The sequence below is a fragment of the Pseudomonas sp. Rh2 genome (assembly GCF_040762985.1).
GTDB classification, from domain to species: domain Bacteria; phylum Pseudomonadota; class Gammaproteobacteria; order Pseudomonadales; family Pseudomonadaceae; genus Aquipseudomonas; species Aquipseudomonas taiwanensis.
Window position 1 is genome coordinate 790,296 of sequence record NZ_CP142890.1, and the last position, 16,711, is coordinate 807,006.

The following is a 16,711-nucleotide window of genomic DNA, read 5'->3' on the forward strand; positions in this document are numbered from 1 at the left end:
GGAGGTGCTAGGATACTGATCCGGTTGCCTGGCGACCATGCCTGTCGCCGTTCTGGCCTGCAGGACCTACGACAAAACATTGCGCATGAACCAGCCGGATTCAAAATAGTCTGTTCTGCGTTTAGAGAATTCCCGATGCGCCAAGTGCTGGCCCATCGCTACCCTGAGATAGCCGTCTTCCATGTTTGGTTCCAACGACGACAAAAAAGCGCCGGCCGAGGCTGGCGAGAAAAAGGCCTGTTCAGCTGGTTTCGCAAGAAGCCGCAGCAACCTGTCGCCGAACAGCCACAAACGCCTGAGCCTCAAGCGCAGGAGCCGCAGGCCGCCGAGCCGGTAGCACCGCAGCCCGCCGTCGAGCAGCCTCCGGTCGCTCCGGTCGCTCCGGTCGCTCCGGTCGCTCCGGTCGCTCCGGTCGCTCCGGTCGCTCCGGTCGAGCCGGTGTTGCCCGTGGTCGAAGCGTCCGTGCCCGAGCCGGTAGCGTCCCAACCGCTGCAGGCTCCGCAACCTGAGCCTGTGGCTTCCCAGCCCCTGCAGGCCGCGACGCCCGAGCCGGTCGCCTCCATGCCGCTGCAAGCGGCGCCAGTAGAGACTGCGCAGCCGGACGAGCCCGCGGCTCCGGTCAGCAACCTGGTGCTGCCGGTTGCCGAAGAGCCTGTGGCCTTGGTCCCGGACCTCGAACCGAAGGCGCCACCAGCCATCCCGGTGCGCCCCGCTGCGCAAACCCTGGCGCCTGCTGCCCCGGTCGCGGCTCCCGTGCCTGCATCTGCCCCGGCTCCGGTTGCGACCCCAGCACCAACGCCTGTCGAGCCCGAGCCCACCCCGGTCGTCGTCGAACAGTCCAAGCCAGGCTTCTTCGCTCGCCTCAAGCAGGGGCTGTCGAAGACCAGCGCCAGCATCGGCGAAGGCATGGCCAGCCTGTTCCTGGGCAAGAAGGCCATCGACGACGACCTGCTCGATGAGATCGAAACCCGCCTGCTGACCGCCGACGTGGGTGTCGAAGCCACCTCGACCATCGTTCAGAACCTTACCCAGAAGGTCGCCCGCAAGCAGCTGGCTGACGCCGATGCACTGTACAAGTCGTTGCAGGAAGAGCTGGCCGCCCTGCTGCGTCCGGTCGAGCAACCGCTGAAAGTCCAGGCCCAGAACAAACCCTACGTGATCCTCGTGGTCGGCGTGAACGGTGCGGGCAAGACCACCACCATCGGCAAGTTGGCCAAGAAGCTGCAGCTCGAAGGCAAGAAGGTCATGTTGGCCGCCGGCGATACCTTCCGCGCCGCCGCTGTGGAGCAGCTGCAGGTATGGGGTGAGCGCAACCAGATTCCGGTGATCGCGCAGCACACCGGCGCTGATTCGGCTTCGGTGATTTTCGACGCCGTGCAGGCCGCCAAGGCCCGTGGCGTCGATGTGTTGATCGCCGATACCGCGGGCCGCTTGCACACCAAGGACAACCTGATGGAGGAGCTGAAGAAGGTCCGTCGGGTGATTGGCAAGCTCGACGCCGAGGCGCCACACGAGGTGCTGCTGGTACTCGATGCCGGCACTGGACAGAACGCTATCAGCCAGGCCAAGTACTTCAATCAGAGCGTCGAACTGACCGGCCTGGCATTGACCAAGCTGGACGGCACCGCCAAGGGTGGGGTGATTTTCGCCCTGGCCAAGCAGTTCAACATTCCGATCCGCTTCATTGGTGTCGGTGAAGGCATCGACGACCTGCGCACCTTCGAGGCTGAACCCTTCGTCAAAGCCTTGTTCGCCGAGCGAGAGCACCCATGATCCGATTCGAGCAGGTTGCCAAGCGCTATCCCAATGGCCATGTCGGCTTGCATGAGCTGAGTTTCCGGGCGCGCCGGGGCGAGTTCCTGTTCGTCACGGGCCACTCGGGCGCGGGCAAGAGCACCTTGCTGCGCCTGCTGCTGGCCATGGAGCGTCCGACCAGCGGCAAGCTGATGCTGGCAGGCCAGGACCTGGGCCAGATCAGCAACTCGCAGATCCCGTTCCTGCGCCGGCAGATCGGCGTGGTGTTCCAGAACCACCAGTTGTTGTTCGATCGCACGGTATTCAACAACATCGCATTGCCGCTGCAGATTCTCGGGTTGTCCAAGGCCGAGATCGCCAAGCGCGTGGACTCGGCGCTGGAGCGTGTGTCACTGACTGACAAGGGCGAGCTGTTCCCAGCCGACCTGTCTACCGGTCAGCAACAGCGCGTGGGGATCGCCCGCGCCATCGTCCACCAGCCAGCCTTGCTGCTGGCCGACGAACCTACCGGTAACCTCGACCCACGTCTGGCCGCGGAAATCATGGGGGTGTTCGAGGACATCAACCGCCTGGGCACCACAGTTTTGATCGCCAGCCATGACCTGGCACTGATCGCGCGCATGCGCCACCGCATGCTGACCCTGCAGCGCGGTCGTTTGATCGGCGATGGGGAGGCCGGGCAATGAGCACTACACGTACACCGAAGGTGTCCGAACGGGTCGCACCCAAGGCTGCTGACCCTGCGCCAGCGAAGAAAAAGCCCGGCGAACACGACGATGACGGTCCGGATTTCCGCACCCTGCTGCACGCCTGGCTGGAAAGCCACCGCGCCAGCCTGGCCGACAGCCTGCGCCGCCTGGGCAAACAGCCGATCGGTAGCTTCTTCACCTGCCTGGTGATGGCCGTGGCATTGAGCATGCCCATGGGCTTGTCGCTGCTGTTGAAGAACGTCGAAAAACTGGGTGGCTCCTGGCAGCGTGCAGCGCAGATTTCGCTGTACCTCAAGCTGGATGCCGGCAGCAAGGCGGGGGAAGCCCTGCGTGACGATATCAAAGCCATGCCTGGGGTGGCCGATGCCCAGTATGTCAGTCGGGAGCAGGCGCTCGAGGAGTTCCAGCAGCAGTCCGGGCTGGGCGAGGCGCTGCGCGAGCTGCCCGACAACCCGCTTCCGGGCGTGGTGGTGGTGACCCCGACCGAAGTCGACAAGCCTGCTCTGGAGGCCCTGCGCCAACGTCTGTCCGAACTGCCTCGGGTCGAGGTGGCGCAGCTTGACCTGGTGTGGGTCGAGCGTCTGGCGGCGATCCTCAAGCTCGGCGACCGATTCGTCTTTGGCCTGGCCGTCATGCTGATTTCTGCGCTGCTTTTAGTAATCGGTAACACAATTCGTCTACATATTGAAAACCGTCGGGTCGAGATCGAAGTGATCAAGCTGGTCGGCGGCACCGACAGCTACGTACGCCGGCCTTTCCTCTACATGGGCGCCCTGTACGGGCTGGGTGCGGGCCTGCTGGCCTGGGGCATACTGGCTTTCGGCCTGAATTGGCTGAACGAGGCCGTTGTAGGGCTCTCCGGGCTGTATGGCAGTGATTTCGCGCTGGGGGGTGTGCCAGCGTCCGATGGTTTTTCGCTCTTGATTGGTGCGGTACTGTTGGGGTATATCGGTGCATGGATCGCGGTGGCCCGCCATTTGAACGAGCTGGCGCCACGATAGTTTTTTCGTGCCAGCATTGACATTTTTTTCATTTTGGAACTTGTACCGTCGTTCCGGGTCAATGTTGGCAGCGCTCACAAGGCGCGAGTTTTGAAAGTCGGAGGTTCTTGAATGACCACATCGTTGCAACCTGCCTATGCCCTGGTTCCTGGTGCAAACCTGGAAGCCTACGTGCACACGGTCAACAGCATTCCACTGCTGACTGTCGAGCAGGAGCGTGATCTGGCCGAGCGTCTCTACTATGAGCAGGATCTTGAGGCCGCTCGGCAAATGGTGATGGCCCACCTGCGTTTCGTGGTACACATCGCCCGTAGCTATGCCGGTTACGGGTTGGCCCAAGCTGACCTCATCCAGGAAGGCAACGTCGGCCTGATGAAGGCAGTCAAGCGCTTCAATCCGGAAATGGGCGTGCGCTTGGTATCGTTCGCGGTGCACTGGATCAAGGCAGAGATCCACGAATTCATCCTGCGCAACTGGCGCATCGTCAAGGTGGCGACCACCAAGGCCCAGCGCAAGCTGTTCTTCAACCTGCGCAGCCAGAAGAAGCGTCTGGCCTGGCTGAACAACGATGAAGTTCATCGTGTGGCCGAGAGCCTGGGTGTCGAGCCGCGTGAAGTGCGCGAGATGGAAAGCCGCCTGAGCGGCCAGGACATGGCGTTCGATCCAGCGGCCGAAGCCGACGATGACAGCGCCTTCCAGTCGCCTGCGCATTATCTGGAAGACCACCGTTACGACCCGGCTGTGCAGTTGGAGGATGCCGACTGGAGTGACAACTCCACCAGCAACCTGCACGAAGCCCTGCAAGGCCTGGACGAACGTAGCCGCGACATTCTCTACCAGCGCTGGCTGGCCGAGGAAAAAGCGACCTTGCATGAATTGGCGGACAAGTACAGCGTGTCGGCGGAGCGGATTCGCCAGCTGGAAAAGAACGCGATGAACAAGGTCAAGGCATTGATCACCGTCTGATCAAGCCTGGTTGCAGCGAAAAGCCGCTGTCCCGAGGAGGGGCAGCGGTTTTTTTGTGTGTTCGGATCCTGCCAATCGGCTTACGGCCTGCGGGAAGCGTCCAGCTGCATCAGGTAGCTGGGTCCGCCCAGCTGGCTCATCTGGCGGCGAATCCACCCGGCTCGGCTGGCCACATAGGCGCTCGGCCGGCTGGCGCTCCATTTGAGAGGGCTGGGCAGCACTGCGGCCAGTTGCGCGGCCTGCTGGCGGCTCAAGCGGCTGGCGTCGACGCCAAAGTGGTAGCGCGCCGCAGCCTGGGCGCCGAATACGCCTTTGCCCCATTCGGCGCTGTTCAGGTAGACCTCCAGGATTCGCTCCTTGGACCAGAACAATTCGATCAGCGCTGTAAACCAAGCCTCCAGCCCTTTGCGCAGCCAACTGCGCCCGGACCACAGGAACAGGTTCTTGGCGACTTGCTGCGTCAGGGTGCTCGCCCCGCGAATATTGCCGCCCCGCTCGTTGTAGGCCAGCGCTGCCTGTATGGCGGGAATGTCGAAGCCCCAATGGCTGGCGAACTTCTGGTCCTCGCCGGCAATGACCGCCACTTTGAGCTCATCGGAAATCCTATCCCATGGCTCCCAGTCACGCTGCAGGTCGATGGGTTCGCCATTGAACCAGGACTGGACCTTGCGTTCGACCATCAACGCCGTGCCTGGCGGCGGTACCCAGCGAAACACCAGCACCAGCACGACACTGCCGGCGGCGAACCAGAGCAGGGCGCGGGCGAAGCGGCGAAGGAAGGATGACAGCATGGTGATAGCTTGGCCGGACCGGTGGAACGGGCCATTATACAGACCCGATACAAGGAGTCGTCCCATGCTTCGCAGCTTCCTGATGCTCGCTGCCTTTTTCGGCTTTACCGGTGTCGCCCTGGGCGCATTCGCCGCGCACGGGTTGAAAAGCCGCCTGACGGCTGACTATTTGTCGGTCTTCCAGACTGGCGTCACCTACCAATTGGTGCATGCCCTGGCGATCCTTGGCGTGGCCGTGCTCTCGGCGCACCTGCCAGGGCGTCTGGTGGGTTGGGCGGGCGGTCTGTTCGCCGTGGGTATCCTGTTGTTTTCCGGCAGCCTGTATGTGCTTACCCTGAGTGGGTTGGGCAAACTGGGCATGATCACCCCCATCGGCGGTCTGTGCTTTCTCGCCGGTTGGCTGTGCCTGGGCCTGGCAGCCTGGCGTTTGGGTTGACCGAACGGTCCACTCTCACGACTAATGGTGTCCGCCGGCCTTGGGTTGAAGCGTCGATCAGCGCTAGAATGCGGGCCCCCAAAGCACAATGGTGGCCGTGCGCATGCGCATTCAACTGAACGGTGAACCTTACGAACTGCCCGCTGGCGAGAGCGTCGCGGCCCTGCTGACCCGCCTGGAACTGGCTGGGCGCCGGGTAGCGGTGGAACTCAACCTGGATATCGTGCCGCGTAGCCAGCATGACACCACGCTGCTCAATGACGGCGACCAGGTCGAAGTGGTCCACGCCATCGGTGGTGGTTAAGCCCGGTTTGGCAATTCACCTGCAAGTCCCGCAACCTTTTCCCGAGGAACAACGATGAGCAACGTTCGTAGCGACAAGCCTTTCACTCTGGCCGGACGTACTTTCCAGTCGCGCCTGCTGGTCGGTACCGGCAAGTACCGTGACATGGAAGAAACCCGCCTGGCCATCGAGGCCTCGGGTGCCGAAATCGTCACCGTCGCCGTGCGTCGCACCAACCTCGGCCAGAACCCAGGTGAGCCGAATCTGCTCGACGTGCTGCCACCGGATCGCTACACCATCCTGCCGAACACCGCTGGTTGCTACGACGCGGTAGAAGCCGTGCGCACCTGCCGCCTGGCGCGCGAACTGCTCGATGGCCACAACCTGGTCAAGCTGGAAGTGCTGGCGGACCAGAAGACCCTGTTCCCCAACGTGATCGAAACCCTCAAGGCCGCTGAAGTGCTGGTCAAGGACGGTTTCGACGTGATGGTCTACACCAGCGACGACCCGATCATCGCTCGCCAGCTGGCCGAAGCCGGCTGCATCGCGGTGATGCCGCTGGCTGGCCTGATCGGCACCGGCCTGGGTATCTGCAACCCTTACAACCTGCAGATCATCCTGGAAGAGTCCAAGGTTCCCGTGCTGGTCGATGCCGGTGTAGGCACTGCATCCGATGCCACCATCGCCATGGAAATGGGCTGCGAAGCTGTGCTGATGAACTCGGCCATCGCCCATGCCCAGCAACCGGTCCTGATGGCTGAAGCCATGAAGCATGCCATTGTCGCGGGTCGGATGGCTTACCTCGCCGGGCGTATGCCGAAAAAACTCTATGCCAGCGCCTCTTCGCCGCTGGAAGGTCTGATCAAGTAAGAGCCCCTGATGACTGAATCGCAAGATACGCCGAGCACTGCTGACGGCGAAGCGCGCCCCCACCGCCGCATCAAGAGTTTCGTGATGCGCGCCGGGCGCATGACCGAAGGCCAGCAACGCGGCCTGGACCAGGGTGGCCCGTTGTTCATCCTGCCGCTGGCCGACAGCCCTGTGGACTACGACCAGGTGTTCGGCCGCTCGGCCCCGCGCACCCTCGAAATCGGCTTCGGCATGGGGCATTCCCTGCTGGAAATGGCTGCCGCTGCCCCTGAGCAGGACTTCATCGGTGTCGAAGTGCACCGTCCCGGTGTTGGCGCGTTGCTCAACGGCGTGCTGACCCAGGGCCTGAAGAACCTGCGGGTGTATGACTGCGATGCCATCGAAGTGCTCAACCGTTGCGTGGCCGACAACAGCCTCGACCGCCTGATGCTGTTCTTCCCCGACCCGTGGCACAAGGCGCGCCATCACAAGCGGCGCATCGTGCAGCTGGAGTTCGCCGAGCTGGTGAGGCGCAAGCTCAAGCCGGGTGGCGTGTTCCACATGGCCACCGACTGGGAACCGTACGCTGAGTACATGCTGGAAGTGATGAGCGCTGCACCGGGTTACCGCAACCAGGCCGCCGATGGTGCCTACATTCCTCGTCCGCCAGAACGTCCGATCACCAAGTTCGAGCGCCGTGGTGAGCGCTTGGGGCACGGGGTTTGGGACTTGAAGTTCGAGAAGGTGGATTGATCGGCTGTTTCAGCCTTCATCTGCTGGCACTTGTAGGAATACAGGCGAAAAAACCGCCTTGAGAGAGGCGGTTTATGCAAGCGAAGGGACTGAGTATTCTTCGCTCAAGGAACTCACTGAAAACGCCCACTTGGCAACATCATCCTAGGCAGCCTAGGGTCAACGCTCAGAAACTTCGCGCAGAGCGTGTGTCTGGGGACCGTTTTGGCAGGTTCTAGCCCCGGCGATCAGCCACCACGCCAATCAATACCAGCACCACCAGAAGTACCGGTGCCAGCGCATAGTTGTTGAACTGGCCAAGCCCTTTCACCACCCATGGCGTGGCGTAGATCAGCGCCGCGCCGCTGCCAATCATCACCAGCAAGGCCATGAACGGCACACGCAGAGCGCCAGCCAGACCGCCCAGGCGTTGTTCCACCCAGCCTTTGATATCGGTACCAAACAGCACCAGCAGGCAGCCTACCAGCGCCAGGGAGATTTCCGACAGGTTGCTGCGGCTCCAGCGAGAAACGGTCGCGAGCAGATCAAGTACCAGATCCATGGGTCATCCTTAGGTCAAGAAATACTGCAGCAGGTCATTGAGGAACAACTGGCCCCGCGGCGTGGCCACCAGTCGATCCGGTTCGACCTGCAAAAGGCCCTTTTGTTCGGCGGCGCTACGCGCATCGGCCAGCTGTTCCAGCGGCAGGCCGGTGCGCTGGGTGAACAGCTCGGCTTCAACGCCCTGGGTCAGGCGCAGGGCGTTCATCAGGAACTCGAACGGCAACTCGTCGGCTGGCAGTAGCTTCTCGCCGGCCTTGAACGGTTTGGCCAGGTTCAGGTAGTCCTTGGGCAGCCGGGTTTTCCAGGTTCGCAGGATGCGTCCGTCGGCGAAGGTCAGCTTGCCATGGGCACCTGCACCAATGCCGATGAAGTCGCCAAAGCGCCAGTAGTTGAGGTTGTGTCTGGCCGGTCGGCCCGGCTGGGCATAGGCGGACACCTCGTACTGGGCGAAGCCATTGCTGGCCATCAGGGCCTGGCCTGCCTCCTGGATATCCCAGAGAATGTCATCTTCCGGTAACTCGGGCGGCTGGTTCCAGAACACCGTGTTCGGCTCGACAGTCAACTGGTACCACGACAGGTGCGTCGGCCCCAGGTCGATGGCCTGGCGCAGATCGCCCAGTGCGTCTTCCAGCGACTGGTCAGGCAAGCCGTGCATCAGGTCCATGTTGAAGTTGTCGAAGCCTGCAGCCCGTGCCATGCCGGCAGCGCGGATCGCTTCATCGCCATTGTGGATACGCCCCAGTGCTTCGAGCTTGGCCGGCTGGAAGCTTTGCACACCGATGGACAGGCGGTTGATCCCGGTCTGTCGGTAAGCCTTGAACTTCTCCTGCTCGAAGGTGCCTGGGTTGGCCTCCAGGGTGATTTCGATATCCGCCGCGAACGGAATGCGCCGCTCGACGCCACGCAGAAGGCGGCCTAGGGCGTTGGCGCTGAACAGGCTTGGGGTGCCGCCGCCGAAGAAGATCGAGCTGATTGGACGGCCTTGTACCGCCACCAGCTCCTGGTCGAGATCGGTCAGCAGTGCGTCGACATAGGCTTCTTCCGGCAAATCAGGCCCGGCAGCGTGGGAGTTGAAGTCGCAGTAAGGGCATTTACGTACACACCATGGAATATGGATGTACAGCGCCAGCGGCGGTAGCACGGCGAAACCCGCCGCACCCGGCAGGTGCGGTCGGGTGGACAGCGTATCGGTCATGCCAGGCCCAGACGTTGACGCAGCAGGGCCATGGCGCGGGCGCGGTGGCTAAGCTGGTTCTTCTCTACAGGAGGCAGTTCGGCGCTCGAACAGTTGCGCTCCGGCACCCAGAACAGCGGGTCGTAGCCAAACCCATGTTCGCCACTGGCCTCGAACAGGATCTGTCCGTGCCACAGGCCTTCACACAGGATCGGCAGTGGATCGTCGGCATGACGCACAAGAGCCAGCACGCAGACGAACTGGGCGCCACGCTGCTCCTGTGGGACGTCTTTCAGGGCTTCGAGCAGCTTGGCATTGTTGGCTGCGTCGCCCTTGCCGTCGGCGTAGCGCGCCGAGTAGATGCCTGGTGCACCGCCAAGAAAGTCCACAGCCAGGCCCGAGTCGTCGGCCAAGGCCGGCAGGCCGGAGATGCGTGCTGCGTTACGTGCCTTGAGAATGGCGTTTTCGACGAACGACAGGCCGGTCTCTTCGGGTTCTACCTGGCTGAACTCGCCAATCGAGCGCAGTTGGACGGAGGCTCCAAGCATGGCTTGGAGTTCCTTGAGCTTGCCGGCGTTGTGGCTGGCCAATACGAGTTGCTGGAAATTCATCATTCGCCTGGGAACACTTCCTGGTTGAAGCTGAGTTTATGGCTGACGCCACCGGTTTCGACATTCACATCGAATGTCAGGGTCTCCGCCTGTTCGATCTTGAACTGGGCGATGTAGTACACGGCACCCCGGTCGGTGATTTGCTTGAACGACAACGGGCTGCTACGTCCGGTCAGGTCTTTCACCGTGCCGCTGACGACGGCTGTCGCTGGCTTGCTGGCCTTGAGTACGGCAATGTTCAGCACGCCTTGGTTCTTGCTGCGGGTAAGCCCGGTGGCGGCGGCGATTTCCGGTTGCAGCATGCTCGAGGTAAAGGCGCTGTAGTGGACCGTCACATCACCGAATACTTCCTTGCGATCGGGTTTGGCGGCATCGGCAGCCAGTACCGGCAGGGCCAGGCACAGGCTGATCAGGAACAGGGCGAGTCGACGCATGGTGCATTCCTCCGGTGGGCGTCAGACGGCCAGCTGGTGCTCCTGCAGGCCAGGGCTGCTAACGCGATAAATGCCGATTTCACCTAGAAGATTAGGCCAAAGCCGTCCACCCCACCCATTGCGGTGCAAATGGTCGACCGCCAGGCGGTCGAGAACCTTGGCGTGGCGTTCGCGGCACAGCTCTTCGAAGTCGGCGAAGGTGCAGAAGTGGATGTTCGGCGTGTTGTACCAGGTATATGGCATGAAGTCCGATACCGGCATGCGGCCTTTGGTCGCCAGGTACCAACGGCAGCGCCAGTGGCCGAAGTTGGGGAAGGTGATGATGCATTGGCGGCCCACGCGCAGCATCTCGTCGAGGATGCGGTCGGGGTATTCCACCGCCTGCAGGGCCTGGGTCATGATGACCACATCGAAGCTGTTGCTGGCGAAGTTGCCCAGGCCTTTGTCCAGGTCCTGCTCGATGACGTTGACCCCTTTGGCCACGCAAGCGGCGATGTTGTCGGCGTCGATCTCAAGGCCGTAGCCAGTGACTTGCTTGCGATCACGCAGCGAAGCCAGCAGCTCGCCATTACCGCAGCCCAGGTCGAGTACCCGGCTACCGGCGGGGATCCAGTCGTGGATGATTTCCAGATCGGCTCTCATGCTGTCCTCAGATGGCGATGCGGTTCATGTAGTTCGAGAAGCCCTGAATGTACCGAGGTGTCGGGATCAGGAAGGCATCGTGCCCATAGGGTGAGTCGATATCCAGGTAGCAGACGTTCTTGCGTGCGGCCATCAGGGCATCGACGATCTCCCGTGAGCGGGCCGGCGAGAAGCGCCAGTCGGTCGTGAACGACATGATGCAATAGTCGGCCTTGACGTGGGCCAGGGTCGCCGCGAGGTCGCCACCGTGGGCGGCGGCGGGGTCGAAGTAGTCCAGCGCCTTCGTCATCAGCAGGTAGGTGTTGGCGTCGAAGCGGCCGGAGAACTCTTCACCCTGGTAACGCAGGTAGCTCTCGACCTGGAATTCGACGCTGTGGAAGTCGTAGTTGAGCTTGTCGCTCTTGAGCTCGCGCCCGAATTTCTCACCCATCGAGTCATCGGACAGGTAGGTGATGTGGCCCACCATGCGGGCCAGCATCAGGCCGCGCTTGGGGATCACGCCCTGGTCCTGGAACGAGCCACCGTGGAACTCGGGGTCGGTGAGGATGGCCTGGCGGGCGACTTCGTTGAACGCGATGTTCTGCGCCGACAGCTTGGGGGCCGATGCGATGTCGACGCAATGGCGCACGCGGTCGGGGTAGGTGATGGTCCACTGCAAGGCCTGCATGCCGCCGAGGCTGCCGCCCACGACCGCGGCCCACTGCCGGATACCCAGACGATCGGCCAGGCGCGCCTGGCTGTGTACCCAGTCTTCCACCGTGAGGACCGGGAAGTCGGCGCCATAAGGCTTGCCGCTGGCAGGGTTGATGCTGCTGGGGCCAGTGCTACCGTTACAGCCGCCCAGGTTGTTCAGGCTGACGACGAAGAAGCGGTTGGTATCGATCGGTTTGCCAGGGCCGATGCAACTGTCCCACCAGCCCGGCTTGCGGTCGGTGACGGCATGGTAGCCTGCGGCATGGTGATGGCCAGACAACGCATGGCAGATCAGCACGGCATTGCTCGCGCTGGCGTTCAGGGTGCCATAGGTCTCGAATACCAGCTCATAGCTGGCGAGGGAGCGGCCACAGGCCAAGGCCAACGGTTCATCGAACCGGGCAATTTGCGGTGTTACCAGACCGACGGAATCTTCGGGAAGGACAGTGGACATCGACCCTGCTCACGCTTGACGGAGGCGTAAGTCTAAAGAGCGCTACCCCTAGCGGCAAGCGAAGGCTTGCCGCCAGGTATCACCCAGGGTCAGATCATCCGCCACAGCTCTTGTGGCATGCCCGCGTAGGCCGCCAGCGGAGGCATGACGAACGACTGGACCACCTGGATGGCCAGGAAGGCGAAGATCGGCGAGATGTCCATGCCGCCAAGGTTCGGCACGATACGGCGGAACGGTGCCAGCACCGGCTCGCTGATCTGGTAGGCCAGTTCGGCGGCAGGGTTGTGGCTGTTCGGTGCGACCCAGGAAACGATCACCATCACGATCATCGCCACCCAGAAGATCTTCAGGAACAGCGAGGTGATACCGATGATCGCCCACATCAGCAGGTGCAGGATATCGCCGAAGGTCCCGTAGGTGACCATCAGCACGAAGCCCATCAGCAGTGCCTGGATGACCACCGACAGCAGCAGCGAGGATGTATCCAGGCCACCGACGCTGGGGATGATGCGGCGAATCGGCTTGAGCAGTGGCTGGGTAGCGCGCACCGCGAACTGGCACAGCGGGTTGTAGAAGTTGGCCTTGACCAGTTGCAGCACGAAGCGCAGCAGGACGATCACCAGGTACAGGCTGACCAGGGTCTGCACCACGAAAATCAAGGCGCCGGACAGTGCATTCATCAAAAGCTCCTTATTTGCCCAATTGTTCGGCCAGTTCGGCGGAACGTTTCGCCGCTGCTTCCAGCGCCTGTTCCACGATGGCTTCGAAGCCGTTTGCCTGGAACGACTTGATGGCCGCTTCGGTGGTGCCGGCAGGCGAGGTGACACGGCGGCGCAGTTCGGCGGCATCGACATCGCTGGATACGGCCATGTGTGCGGCACCCAGCGCTGTTTGCAGGGTCAGCTTGGAGGCGGTTTCGCGCGGCAGGCCGAGTTTTTCACCAGCGTCGGTCATGGCCTCAATCAGCAGGAAGAAATAGGCCGGGCCGCTGCCGGAAACAGCGGTTACCGCATCCAGTTGCTGTTCTTCATCGAGCCACAGGGCGATGCCAACGGCGGACAGCAGTTGCTCGGCCTGCTGGCGTTGCACGTCGGAGACTTCCTGGGTGGCATACAGGCCGCTCACACCCTGGCGCAGCAGTGCCGGTGTATTGGGCATGCAGCGCACAACCGGGCGCGGGCCGAGCCAGGCTTGCAGGCTGGCGCAGGTGATGCCGGCGGCGATGGAGACGATCAGTTGGCCTGCTTTGAGGTCAGGGGACAGCGCCTCGCAAACGGCCTTCATGACCTGCGGCTTGACGGCCAGGACGATCACATCGGCACCGTCGATGGCCTGGGCGTTTTTTTCGAAGGTTTCGATACCGTGCTCGGCCTGAACGCGGGCGCGGGTTTCGGCACCTGGGTCGCTGGCGCGGATCTGCGAGGCGTCCAGGCCCTGGGCGCGCAGGCCGCCGATCAGGCTGGCAGCCATGTTGCCGGCGCCGATGAAGGCAATACGTGTCTTGCTCATGTCAGGTCCTTGAGGGAAAGAGTGAGTAAAGCATGGAATCAGGCGGGGCCGTAATTGCGCGCGCCGAACAGGGCGGTGCCAATGCGCACCCAGGTCGCTCCCTGAGCGATGGCCGCTTCGAGATCGTGGCTCATGCCCATGGACAAGGTGTCGCAATCAAGGTCCAGGCCTTCCTGCAAACGGCGCAGGCTGGCGAAGGCCGCCTCCTGGGCTGCGCGGTCTTCGGTGGGTTCGGGAATCGCCATCAGGCCACGCAGGCGCAGGTTGGGCAGCGCAGCCACCGCCTTTGCCAGCGCAGGCAAGTCGGCCGGAGCACAGCCAGACTTGCTGTCCTCGCCGCTGACGTTCACCTGCAGGCAGATGTTGAGCGGCGCTAGGCCGGCAGGCCGTTGTTCGGACAAGCGTTGAGCGATTTTCAGGCGGTCCACGGAATGTACCCAGTCGAAGTGCTCGGCGATGGCTTTGGTCTTGTTCGACTGAATGGGGCCGATGAAGTGCCAGATCAAGGGCAGGTCGCGCAGTTCGTCCTGTTTGGCCAGGGCTTCCTGCAGGTAGTTTTCTCCGACGTCGCGGACACCGGCGGCATGGATCTCGCGGATGGCACTGGCCGGTTTGGTCTTGCTCACGGCCAGCAGTTGGACGCTGGCCGGCTCACGCCCGGCAGCCCGTGCCGCGCTTTCGATGCGGTTGGCGAGGGCGGAAAGGTTGTCTGCTATGGTGGACATGGATCGCTGCCGTCGGCTCATGGGTCTGCGGCATTCTACCTGCTTGATGGTCTTTAGGGAGTCTCATGGACGTGACTGACCTCTTGGCCCGGGCGATGGCTGCAGGGGCGAGTGACCTGCACCTGGCCGCGGGCGACGTACCGCTGATTCGCCTGGATGGCGAGCTGCAACGCCTGGATCTGCCGCCGTTGTCGGCGACGGCGCTGCACGACGGGCTGGCGCCTTTGCTGGCCGAAGCGCAGTGTCGCCAGTGGGCGCAAGGTGATGAGCTGGACCTGGCGCTCGATCTCCCCTCGCTTGGGCGTATCCGCTTGAATCTGTTTCGCCAGTCGAATGGGCCTGCGGTGGCCATGCGGATCATTGCGCAACGAATCGCCACACTCGAAGCGTTAGGCCTGACAGAAGTGTTTCGAGCTTTTGCCCAACATACCGATGGCCTCGTCCTGGTAGGTGGGCCGACCGGTAGCGGGAAGTCCAGCACGCTGGCCGCGCTGGTCGACCAGCTCAATCGCGAGCGCTCGCTGCACATCATCACATTGGAAGACCCTATCGAAGTTATCCACAGTTGCCAGCGCAGCCTGGTCAACCAGCGCGAGATCGGACGCCACTGTCGTGACTTCGCCCAGGGGTTGCGCAGTGCACTGCGCCAAGACCCGGATGTCATCGTGATCGGCGAACTGAGGGATCTCGAAACGATTCGTCTGGCGCTCCGGGCTGCCGAGACGGGGCATCTGGTGCTGGCGACCGTCCATACCCGGTCGGCGATCAACAGCATCGACCGTCTGGTGGAGGTGTTTGCCGCCGAGGAGAAGCCGTTGGTCAGGGCCATGCTGGCCGAATCGCTGCGCTTGGTGGTAGCGCAGGTGCTGGTGAAACGAAGAGGTGGCGGCCGGGTGGCGGCGCGGGAAGTGTTGGTGGCGACGCCCGCTGTGCGTAACCTGATCCGAGAGGGGCGAGCGGCGCAGTTGCAGTCCGTGATGCAGTCGGGGGCGGCGGCGGGGATGAAGACGATGGAAGGAGCGATGGAGGCGTTGAGGGCAGAAGGGCTGATCGACGCGTTGTAGCGGCCTATTCGCCGACAAGCTGGCGCCTACAGGTTGTTGTGCGTTCTGCAGGTGCTGGCTTGTCGACGCTGAGGTTTAGCGCTTGGCCAGCGCCAATTGCTGCTGTTGCTTGGGCAAGACCCGCTTGGCCACTACATAGTGCTTCTGCCAGTAAGGTTTGCTCAGGGTGTCGATGCTCACACGCTTGCCGCGGCGCGGTGCATGGATGAAGCGGTCGTTCCCCAGGTAGATCGCCACGTGGTTGACGCGGCGGCTCTTGATGTTGAAGAAAATCAGGTCGCCTGGCTTGAGGTCGCTCTTCGCCACCTTCACGCCCTGGCCCTGAGCCATCGCATTGGAGGTGCGCGGCAGGTCGACGTCGGCCACATCGTTGAAGGCGTATTTCACCAGCCCACTGCAGTCGAAGCCCTTGGTCGGGCTGCTGCCACCCCAGCGATAAGGGGTGCCCAGGACATTGACTGCCCGGCTGAGCACATTGCTGCTCTGCTTGGGCGACATCGCTGCCACCGGCTGGTATTGAGCGTTGGCGACGTTGCTGGGACGCACGCGCAGGTTGGCCTGCTTGGTCGGCGCATGTTTCACCGTGGCATTGGTGGTGTAGCCAGTGAAACCGTTGGGAAGACGTTGCTCACGATTGGTGGCGTGGGCGGCCAGGGGCAATAATAGGCAGAGGGTCAGCCATGTCTTGAACAAAGGCGGCATAGTTGAAGCTCTTATGAATGTTTTGTGTGTGTTGGCGCGCAACTTTATAACAGCTTTTTGACCACGTTCTGATCCGTTGGTCGATTGTCATGCTGCCGTACGTCGGCCTGCGCCGAAAAAGTCACATTTTCCGTTAGAAAATTTTTGGATAACCCACGGGGGCTATGAATGAACAGTTATCAACAGGGGGCGCCGTTCCACGATACCCACAGCAAGGTACTCGGCTATCTGCTCTGGATTTTCGGCTTCACCGGGTCGCACCGCTTCTACTACGGCAAACCGATCACCGGGACGATCTGGTTCTTCACCTTGGGCCTGCTGGGCATCGGCTGGCTGATTGACCTGTTCCTGATCCCGTCGATGGATCGCGAGGCCGACCTGCGGTTTCAGTCGGGGCGGGTGGACTACAACCTTGCCTGGATCTTGCTGACGTTCCTGGGGATCTTCGGTGCACATCGCCTCTACCAGGGCAAATGGATCAGCGCGATCATCTACTTCTTCACCGGCGGGCTGTTCCTGTTGGGCGTGCTGTATGACTTCTGGACGCTGAACAGCCAGATCTCGCAGGTCAACGCCGAGCGCCGCTGATAGAAAAAAGGCCTTGTCGCGTTGGGCG

20 protein-coding genes and 1 pseudogene are annotated in these 16,711 nt (G+C 62.3%); 10 read left to right on the top strand and 11 right to left on the bottom strand.

Going from position 1 to position 16,711, the window contains the following annotated elements:
• Nucleotides 1–181: 181 nt before the first annotated feature.
• The 4 genes and pseudogenes from ftsY to rpoH all read left to right on the top strand — a co-directional run bounded on the left by ftsY (nucleotide 182) and on the right by rpoH (nucleotide 4,432).
• Nucleotides 182–1,773: pseudogene (ftsY, locus tag VXM67_RS03590) on the top strand (signal recognition particle-docking protein FtsY).
• The gene (ftsE, locus tag VXM67_RS03595) at nucleotides 1,770–2,441 is read left to right on the top strand and encodes a cell division ATP-binding protein FtsE (protein WP_023378195.1); all 672 of its coding nucleotides are present in this window, start codon (nucleotides 1,770–1,772) and stop codon (nucleotides 2,439–2,441) included. Before ftsY ends, ftsE begins: the two are co-directional and overlap by 4 nt.
• Nucleotides 2,438–3,466, top strand: coding sequence for a permease-like cell division protein FtsX (gene ftsX, locus VXM67_RS03600; RefSeq protein WP_023378196.1), 1,029 nt, complete (start codon nucleotides 2,438–2,440; stop codon nucleotides 3,464–3,466). The genes ftsE and ftsX overlap by 4 nt, the downstream gene beginning before the upstream one ends.
• A 111-nt stretch (nucleotides 3,467–3,577) precedes the next feature.
• A complete protein-coding gene (gene rpoH / locus VXM67_RS03605; RefSeq protein WP_023378197.1) occupies nucleotides 3,578–4,432 on the top strand; it encodes an RNA polymerase sigma factor RpoH in 855 nt (284 codons plus the stop codon).
• An 80-nt stretch (nucleotides 4,433–4,512) separates the two neighbouring features.
• Here the strand turns inward: rpoH and mtgA are convergent, their stop codons facing one another.
• Entirely contained in the window at nucleotides 4,513–5,223 is a 711-nt protein-coding gene (mtgA, locus tag VXM67_RS03610) for a monofunctional biosynthetic peptidoglycan transglycosylase (protein WP_202675813.1), read from the bottom strand.
• 64 nt (nucleotides 5,224–5,287) lie between these two features.
• On the opposite strand from mtgA, the gene VXM67_RS03615 reads away from it, so the two are divergent.
• The 4 genes from VXM67_RS03615 (at nucleotide 5,288) to trmB (ending at nucleotide 7,544) form a co-directional block, all read left to right on the top strand.
• Nucleotides 5,288–5,659 (top strand): DUF423 domain-containing protein, encoded by a 372-nt coding sequence (locus VXM67_RS03615; protein ID WP_023378199.1) that lies wholly within the window; start codon nucleotides 5,288–5,290, stop codon nucleotides 5,657–5,659.
• 103 nt (nucleotides 5,660–5,762) lie between these two features.
• A complete protein-coding gene (gene thiS, locus VXM67_RS03620) occupies nucleotides 5,763–5,963 on the top strand; it encodes a sulfur carrier protein ThiS (RefSeq protein ID WP_023378200.1) in 201 nt (66 codons plus the stop codon).
• Nucleotides 5,964–6,017: 54 nt separating this feature from the next.
• Nucleotides 6,018–6,812 (top strand): thiazole synthase, encoded by a 795-nt coding sequence (locus VXM67_RS03625; RefSeq protein WP_023378201.1) that lies wholly within the window; start codon nucleotides 6,018–6,020, stop codon nucleotides 6,810–6,812.
• 9 nt (nucleotides 6,813–6,821) lie between these two features.
• Entirely contained in the window at nucleotides 6,822–7,544 is a 723-nt protein-coding gene (trmB, locus tag VXM67_RS03630) for a tRNA (guanosine(46)-N7)-methyltransferase TrmB (protein WP_023378202.1), read from the top strand.
• Between the two features lie 214 nt (nucleotides 7,545–7,758).
• Here trmB and VXM67_RS03635 read toward each other — a convergent pair whose 3' ends face one another.
• From VXM67_RS03635 to VXM67_RS03675, 9 genes are all read right to left on the bottom strand, one after another.
• Nucleotides 7,759–8,085 carry a DUF3392 family protein gene (locus VXM67_RS03635; protein WP_023378203.1) on the bottom strand — a complete coding sequence of 109 codons (327 nt, stop codon included), beginning with the start codon at nucleotides 8,083–8,085 and terminating at the stop codon, nucleotides 7,759–7,761.
• Nucleotides 8,086–8,094: 9 nt separating this feature from the next.
• The gene (gene hemW, locus VXM67_RS03640; RefSeq protein ID WP_104882287.1) at nucleotides 8,095–9,282 is read right to left on the bottom strand and encodes a radical SAM family heme chaperone HemW; all 1,188 of its coding nucleotides are present in this window, start codon (nucleotides 9,280–9,282) and stop codon (nucleotides 8,095–8,097) included.
• Nucleotides 9,279–9,875 carry an RdgB/HAM1 family non-canonical purine NTP pyrophosphatase gene (gene rdgB, locus VXM67_RS03645; RefSeq protein ID WP_023378205.1) on the bottom strand — a complete coding sequence of 199 codons (597 nt, stop codon included), beginning with the start codon at nucleotides 9,873–9,875 and terminating at the stop codon, nucleotides 9,279–9,281. Before rdgB ends, hemW begins: the two co-directional genes overlap by 4 nt.
• Nucleotides 9,872–10,306, bottom strand: a complete 435-nt coding sequence (locus tag VXM67_RS03650) for a DUF4426 domain-containing protein (RefSeq protein WP_023378207.1) — start codon at nucleotides 10,304–10,306, stop codon at nucleotides 9,872–9,874. The genes rdgB and VXM67_RS03650 overlap by 4 nt, the downstream gene beginning before the upstream one ends.
• A gap of 21 nt (nucleotides 10,307–10,327) precedes the next feature.
• A complete protein-coding gene (gene metW / locus VXM67_RS03655; RefSeq protein ID WP_023378208.1) occupies nucleotides 10,328–10,948 on the bottom strand; it encodes a methionine biosynthesis protein MetW in 621 nt (206 codons plus the stop codon).
• Nucleotides 10,949–10,955: 7 nt separating this feature from the next.
• Nucleotides 10,956–12,095 carry a homoserine O-acetyltransferase gene (locus VXM67_RS03660; RefSeq protein ID WP_027907907.1) on the bottom strand — a complete coding sequence of 380 codons (1,140 nt, stop codon included), beginning with the start codon at nucleotides 12,093–12,095 and terminating at the stop codon, nucleotides 10,956–10,958.
• Nucleotides 12,096–12,184: 89 nt separating this feature from the next.
• Nucleotides 12,185–12,775, bottom strand: coding sequence for a YggT family protein (locus VXM67_RS03665; protein WP_023378210.1), 591 nt, complete (start codon nucleotides 12,773–12,775; stop codon nucleotides 12,185–12,187).
• Between the two features lie 10 nt (nucleotides 12,776–12,785).
• A complete protein-coding gene (gene proC, locus VXM67_RS03670) occupies nucleotides 12,786–13,604 on the bottom strand; it encodes a pyrroline-5-carboxylate reductase (RefSeq protein ID WP_202675815.1) in 819 nt (272 codons plus the stop codon).
• Nucleotides 13,605–13,642: 38 nt separating this feature from the next.
• Nucleotides 13,643–14,329: a YggS family pyridoxal phosphate-dependent enzyme gene (locus VXM67_RS03675; RefSeq protein WP_023378212.1), complete on the bottom strand. Its 687-nt coding sequence runs from the start codon at nucleotides 14,327–14,329 to the stop codon at nucleotides 13,643–13,645.
• A gap of 65 nt (nucleotides 14,330–14,394) precedes the next feature.
• Between VXM67_RS03675 and VXM67_RS03680 the strand changes: the two genes are divergently transcribed.
• A complete protein-coding gene (locus VXM67_RS03680) occupies nucleotides 14,395–15,393 on the top strand; it encodes a type IV pilus twitching motility protein PilT (RefSeq protein WP_027907908.1) in 999 nt (332 codons plus the stop codon).
• A gap of 75 nt (nucleotides 15,394–15,468) precedes the next feature.
• On the opposite strand, the gene VXM67_RS03685 is transcribed toward VXM67_RS03680, so the two are convergent.
• Nucleotides 15,469–16,095: a C40 family peptidase gene (locus VXM67_RS03685; RefSeq protein WP_023378214.1), complete on the bottom strand. Its 627-nt coding sequence runs from the start codon at nucleotides 16,093–16,095 to the stop codon at nucleotides 15,469–15,471.
• Nucleotides 16,096–16,263: 168 nt separating this feature from the next.
• On the opposite strand from VXM67_RS03685, the gene VXM67_RS03690 reads away from it, so the two are divergent.
• Nucleotides 16,264–16,683: a TM2 domain-containing protein gene (locus VXM67_RS03690; RefSeq protein ID WP_023378215.1), complete on the top strand. Its 420-nt coding sequence runs from the start codon at nucleotides 16,264–16,266 to the stop codon at nucleotides 16,681–16,683.
• Nucleotides 16,684–16,711: the final 28 nt, after the last annotated feature.

Excerpts from the sequence above, each read along its gene's own strand:
- mtgA (WP_202675813.1), bottom strand. The coding sequence starts at position 5,223 with ATGCTGTCATCCTTCCTTCGCCGCTTCGCCCGCGCCCTGCTCTGGTTC.
- VXM67_RS03660 (WP_027907907.1), bottom strand. The coding sequence starts at position 12,095 with ATGTCCACTGTCCTTCCCGAAGATTCCGTCGGTCTGGTAACACCGCAA.
- rpoH (WP_023378197.1), top strand. The coding sequence starts at position 3,578 with ATGACCACATCGTTGCAACCTGCCTATGCCCTGGTTCCTGGTGCAAAC.
- VXM67_RS03685 (WP_023378214.1), bottom strand. The coding sequence starts at position 16,095 with ATGCCGCCTTTGTTCAAGACATGGCTGACCCTCTGCCTATTATTGCCC.
- VXM67_RS03690 (WP_023378215.1), top strand. The coding sequence starts at position 16,264 with ATGAACAGTTATCAACAGGGGGCGCCGTTCCACGATACCCACAGCAAG.
- VXM67_RS03615 (WP_023378199.1), top strand. The coding sequence starts at position 5,288 with ATGCTTCGCAGCTTCCTGATGCTCGCTGCCTTTTTCGGCTTTACCGGT.
- VXM67_RS03665 (WP_023378210.1), bottom strand. The coding sequence starts at position 12,775 with ATGAATGCACTGTCCGGCGCCTTGATTTTCGTGGTGCAGACCCTGGTC.
- hemW (WP_104882287.1), bottom strand. The coding sequence starts at position 9,282 with ATGACCGATACGCTGTCCACCCGACCGCACCTGCCGGGTGCGGCGGGT.
- rdgB (WP_023378205.1), bottom strand. The coding sequence starts at position 9,875 with ATGATGAATTTCCAGCAACTCGTATTGGCCAGCCACAACGCCGGCAAG.
- VXM67_RS03635 (WP_023378203.1), bottom strand. The coding sequence starts at position 8,085 with ATGGATCTGGTACTTGATCTGCTCGCGACCGTTTCTCGCTGGAGCCGC.
- trmB (WP_023378202.1), top strand. The coding sequence starts at position 6,822 with ATGACTGAATCGCAAGATACGCCGAGCACTGCTGACGGCGAAGCGCGC.
- VXM67_RS03680 (WP_027907908.1), top strand. The coding sequence starts at position 14,395 with ATGGACGTGACTGACCTCTTGGCCCGGGCGATGGCTGCAGGGGCGAGT.
- proC (WP_202675815.1), bottom strand. The coding sequence starts at position 13,604 with ATGAGCAAGACACGTATTGCCTTCATCGGCGCCGGCAACATGGCTGCC.
- metW (WP_023378208.1), bottom strand. The coding sequence starts at position 10,948 with ATGAGAGCCGATCTGGAAATCATCCACGACTGGATCCCCGCCGGTAGC.
- ftsE (WP_023378195.1), top strand. The coding sequence starts at position 1,770 with ATGATCCGATTCGAGCAGGTTGCCAAGCGCTATCCCAATGGCCATGTC.
- VXM67_RS03625 (WP_023378201.1), top strand. The coding sequence starts at position 6,018 with ATGAGCAACGTTCGTAGCGACAAGCCTTTCACTCTGGCCGGACGTACT.
- thiS (WP_023378200.1), top strand. The coding sequence starts at position 5,763 with ATGCGCATTCAACTGAACGGTGAACCTTACGAACTGCCCGCTGGCGAG.
- VXM67_RS03650 (WP_023378207.1), bottom strand. The coding sequence starts at position 10,306 with ATGCGTCGACTCGCCCTGTTCCTGATCAGCCTGTGCCTGGCCCTGCCG.
- VXM67_RS03675 (WP_023378212.1), bottom strand. The coding sequence starts at position 14,329 with ATGTCCACCATAGCAGACAACCTTTCCGCCCTCGCCAACCGCATCGAA.
- ftsX (WP_023378196.1), top strand. The coding sequence starts at position 2,438 with ATGAGCACTACACGTACACCGAAGGTGTCCGAACGGGTCGCACCCAAG.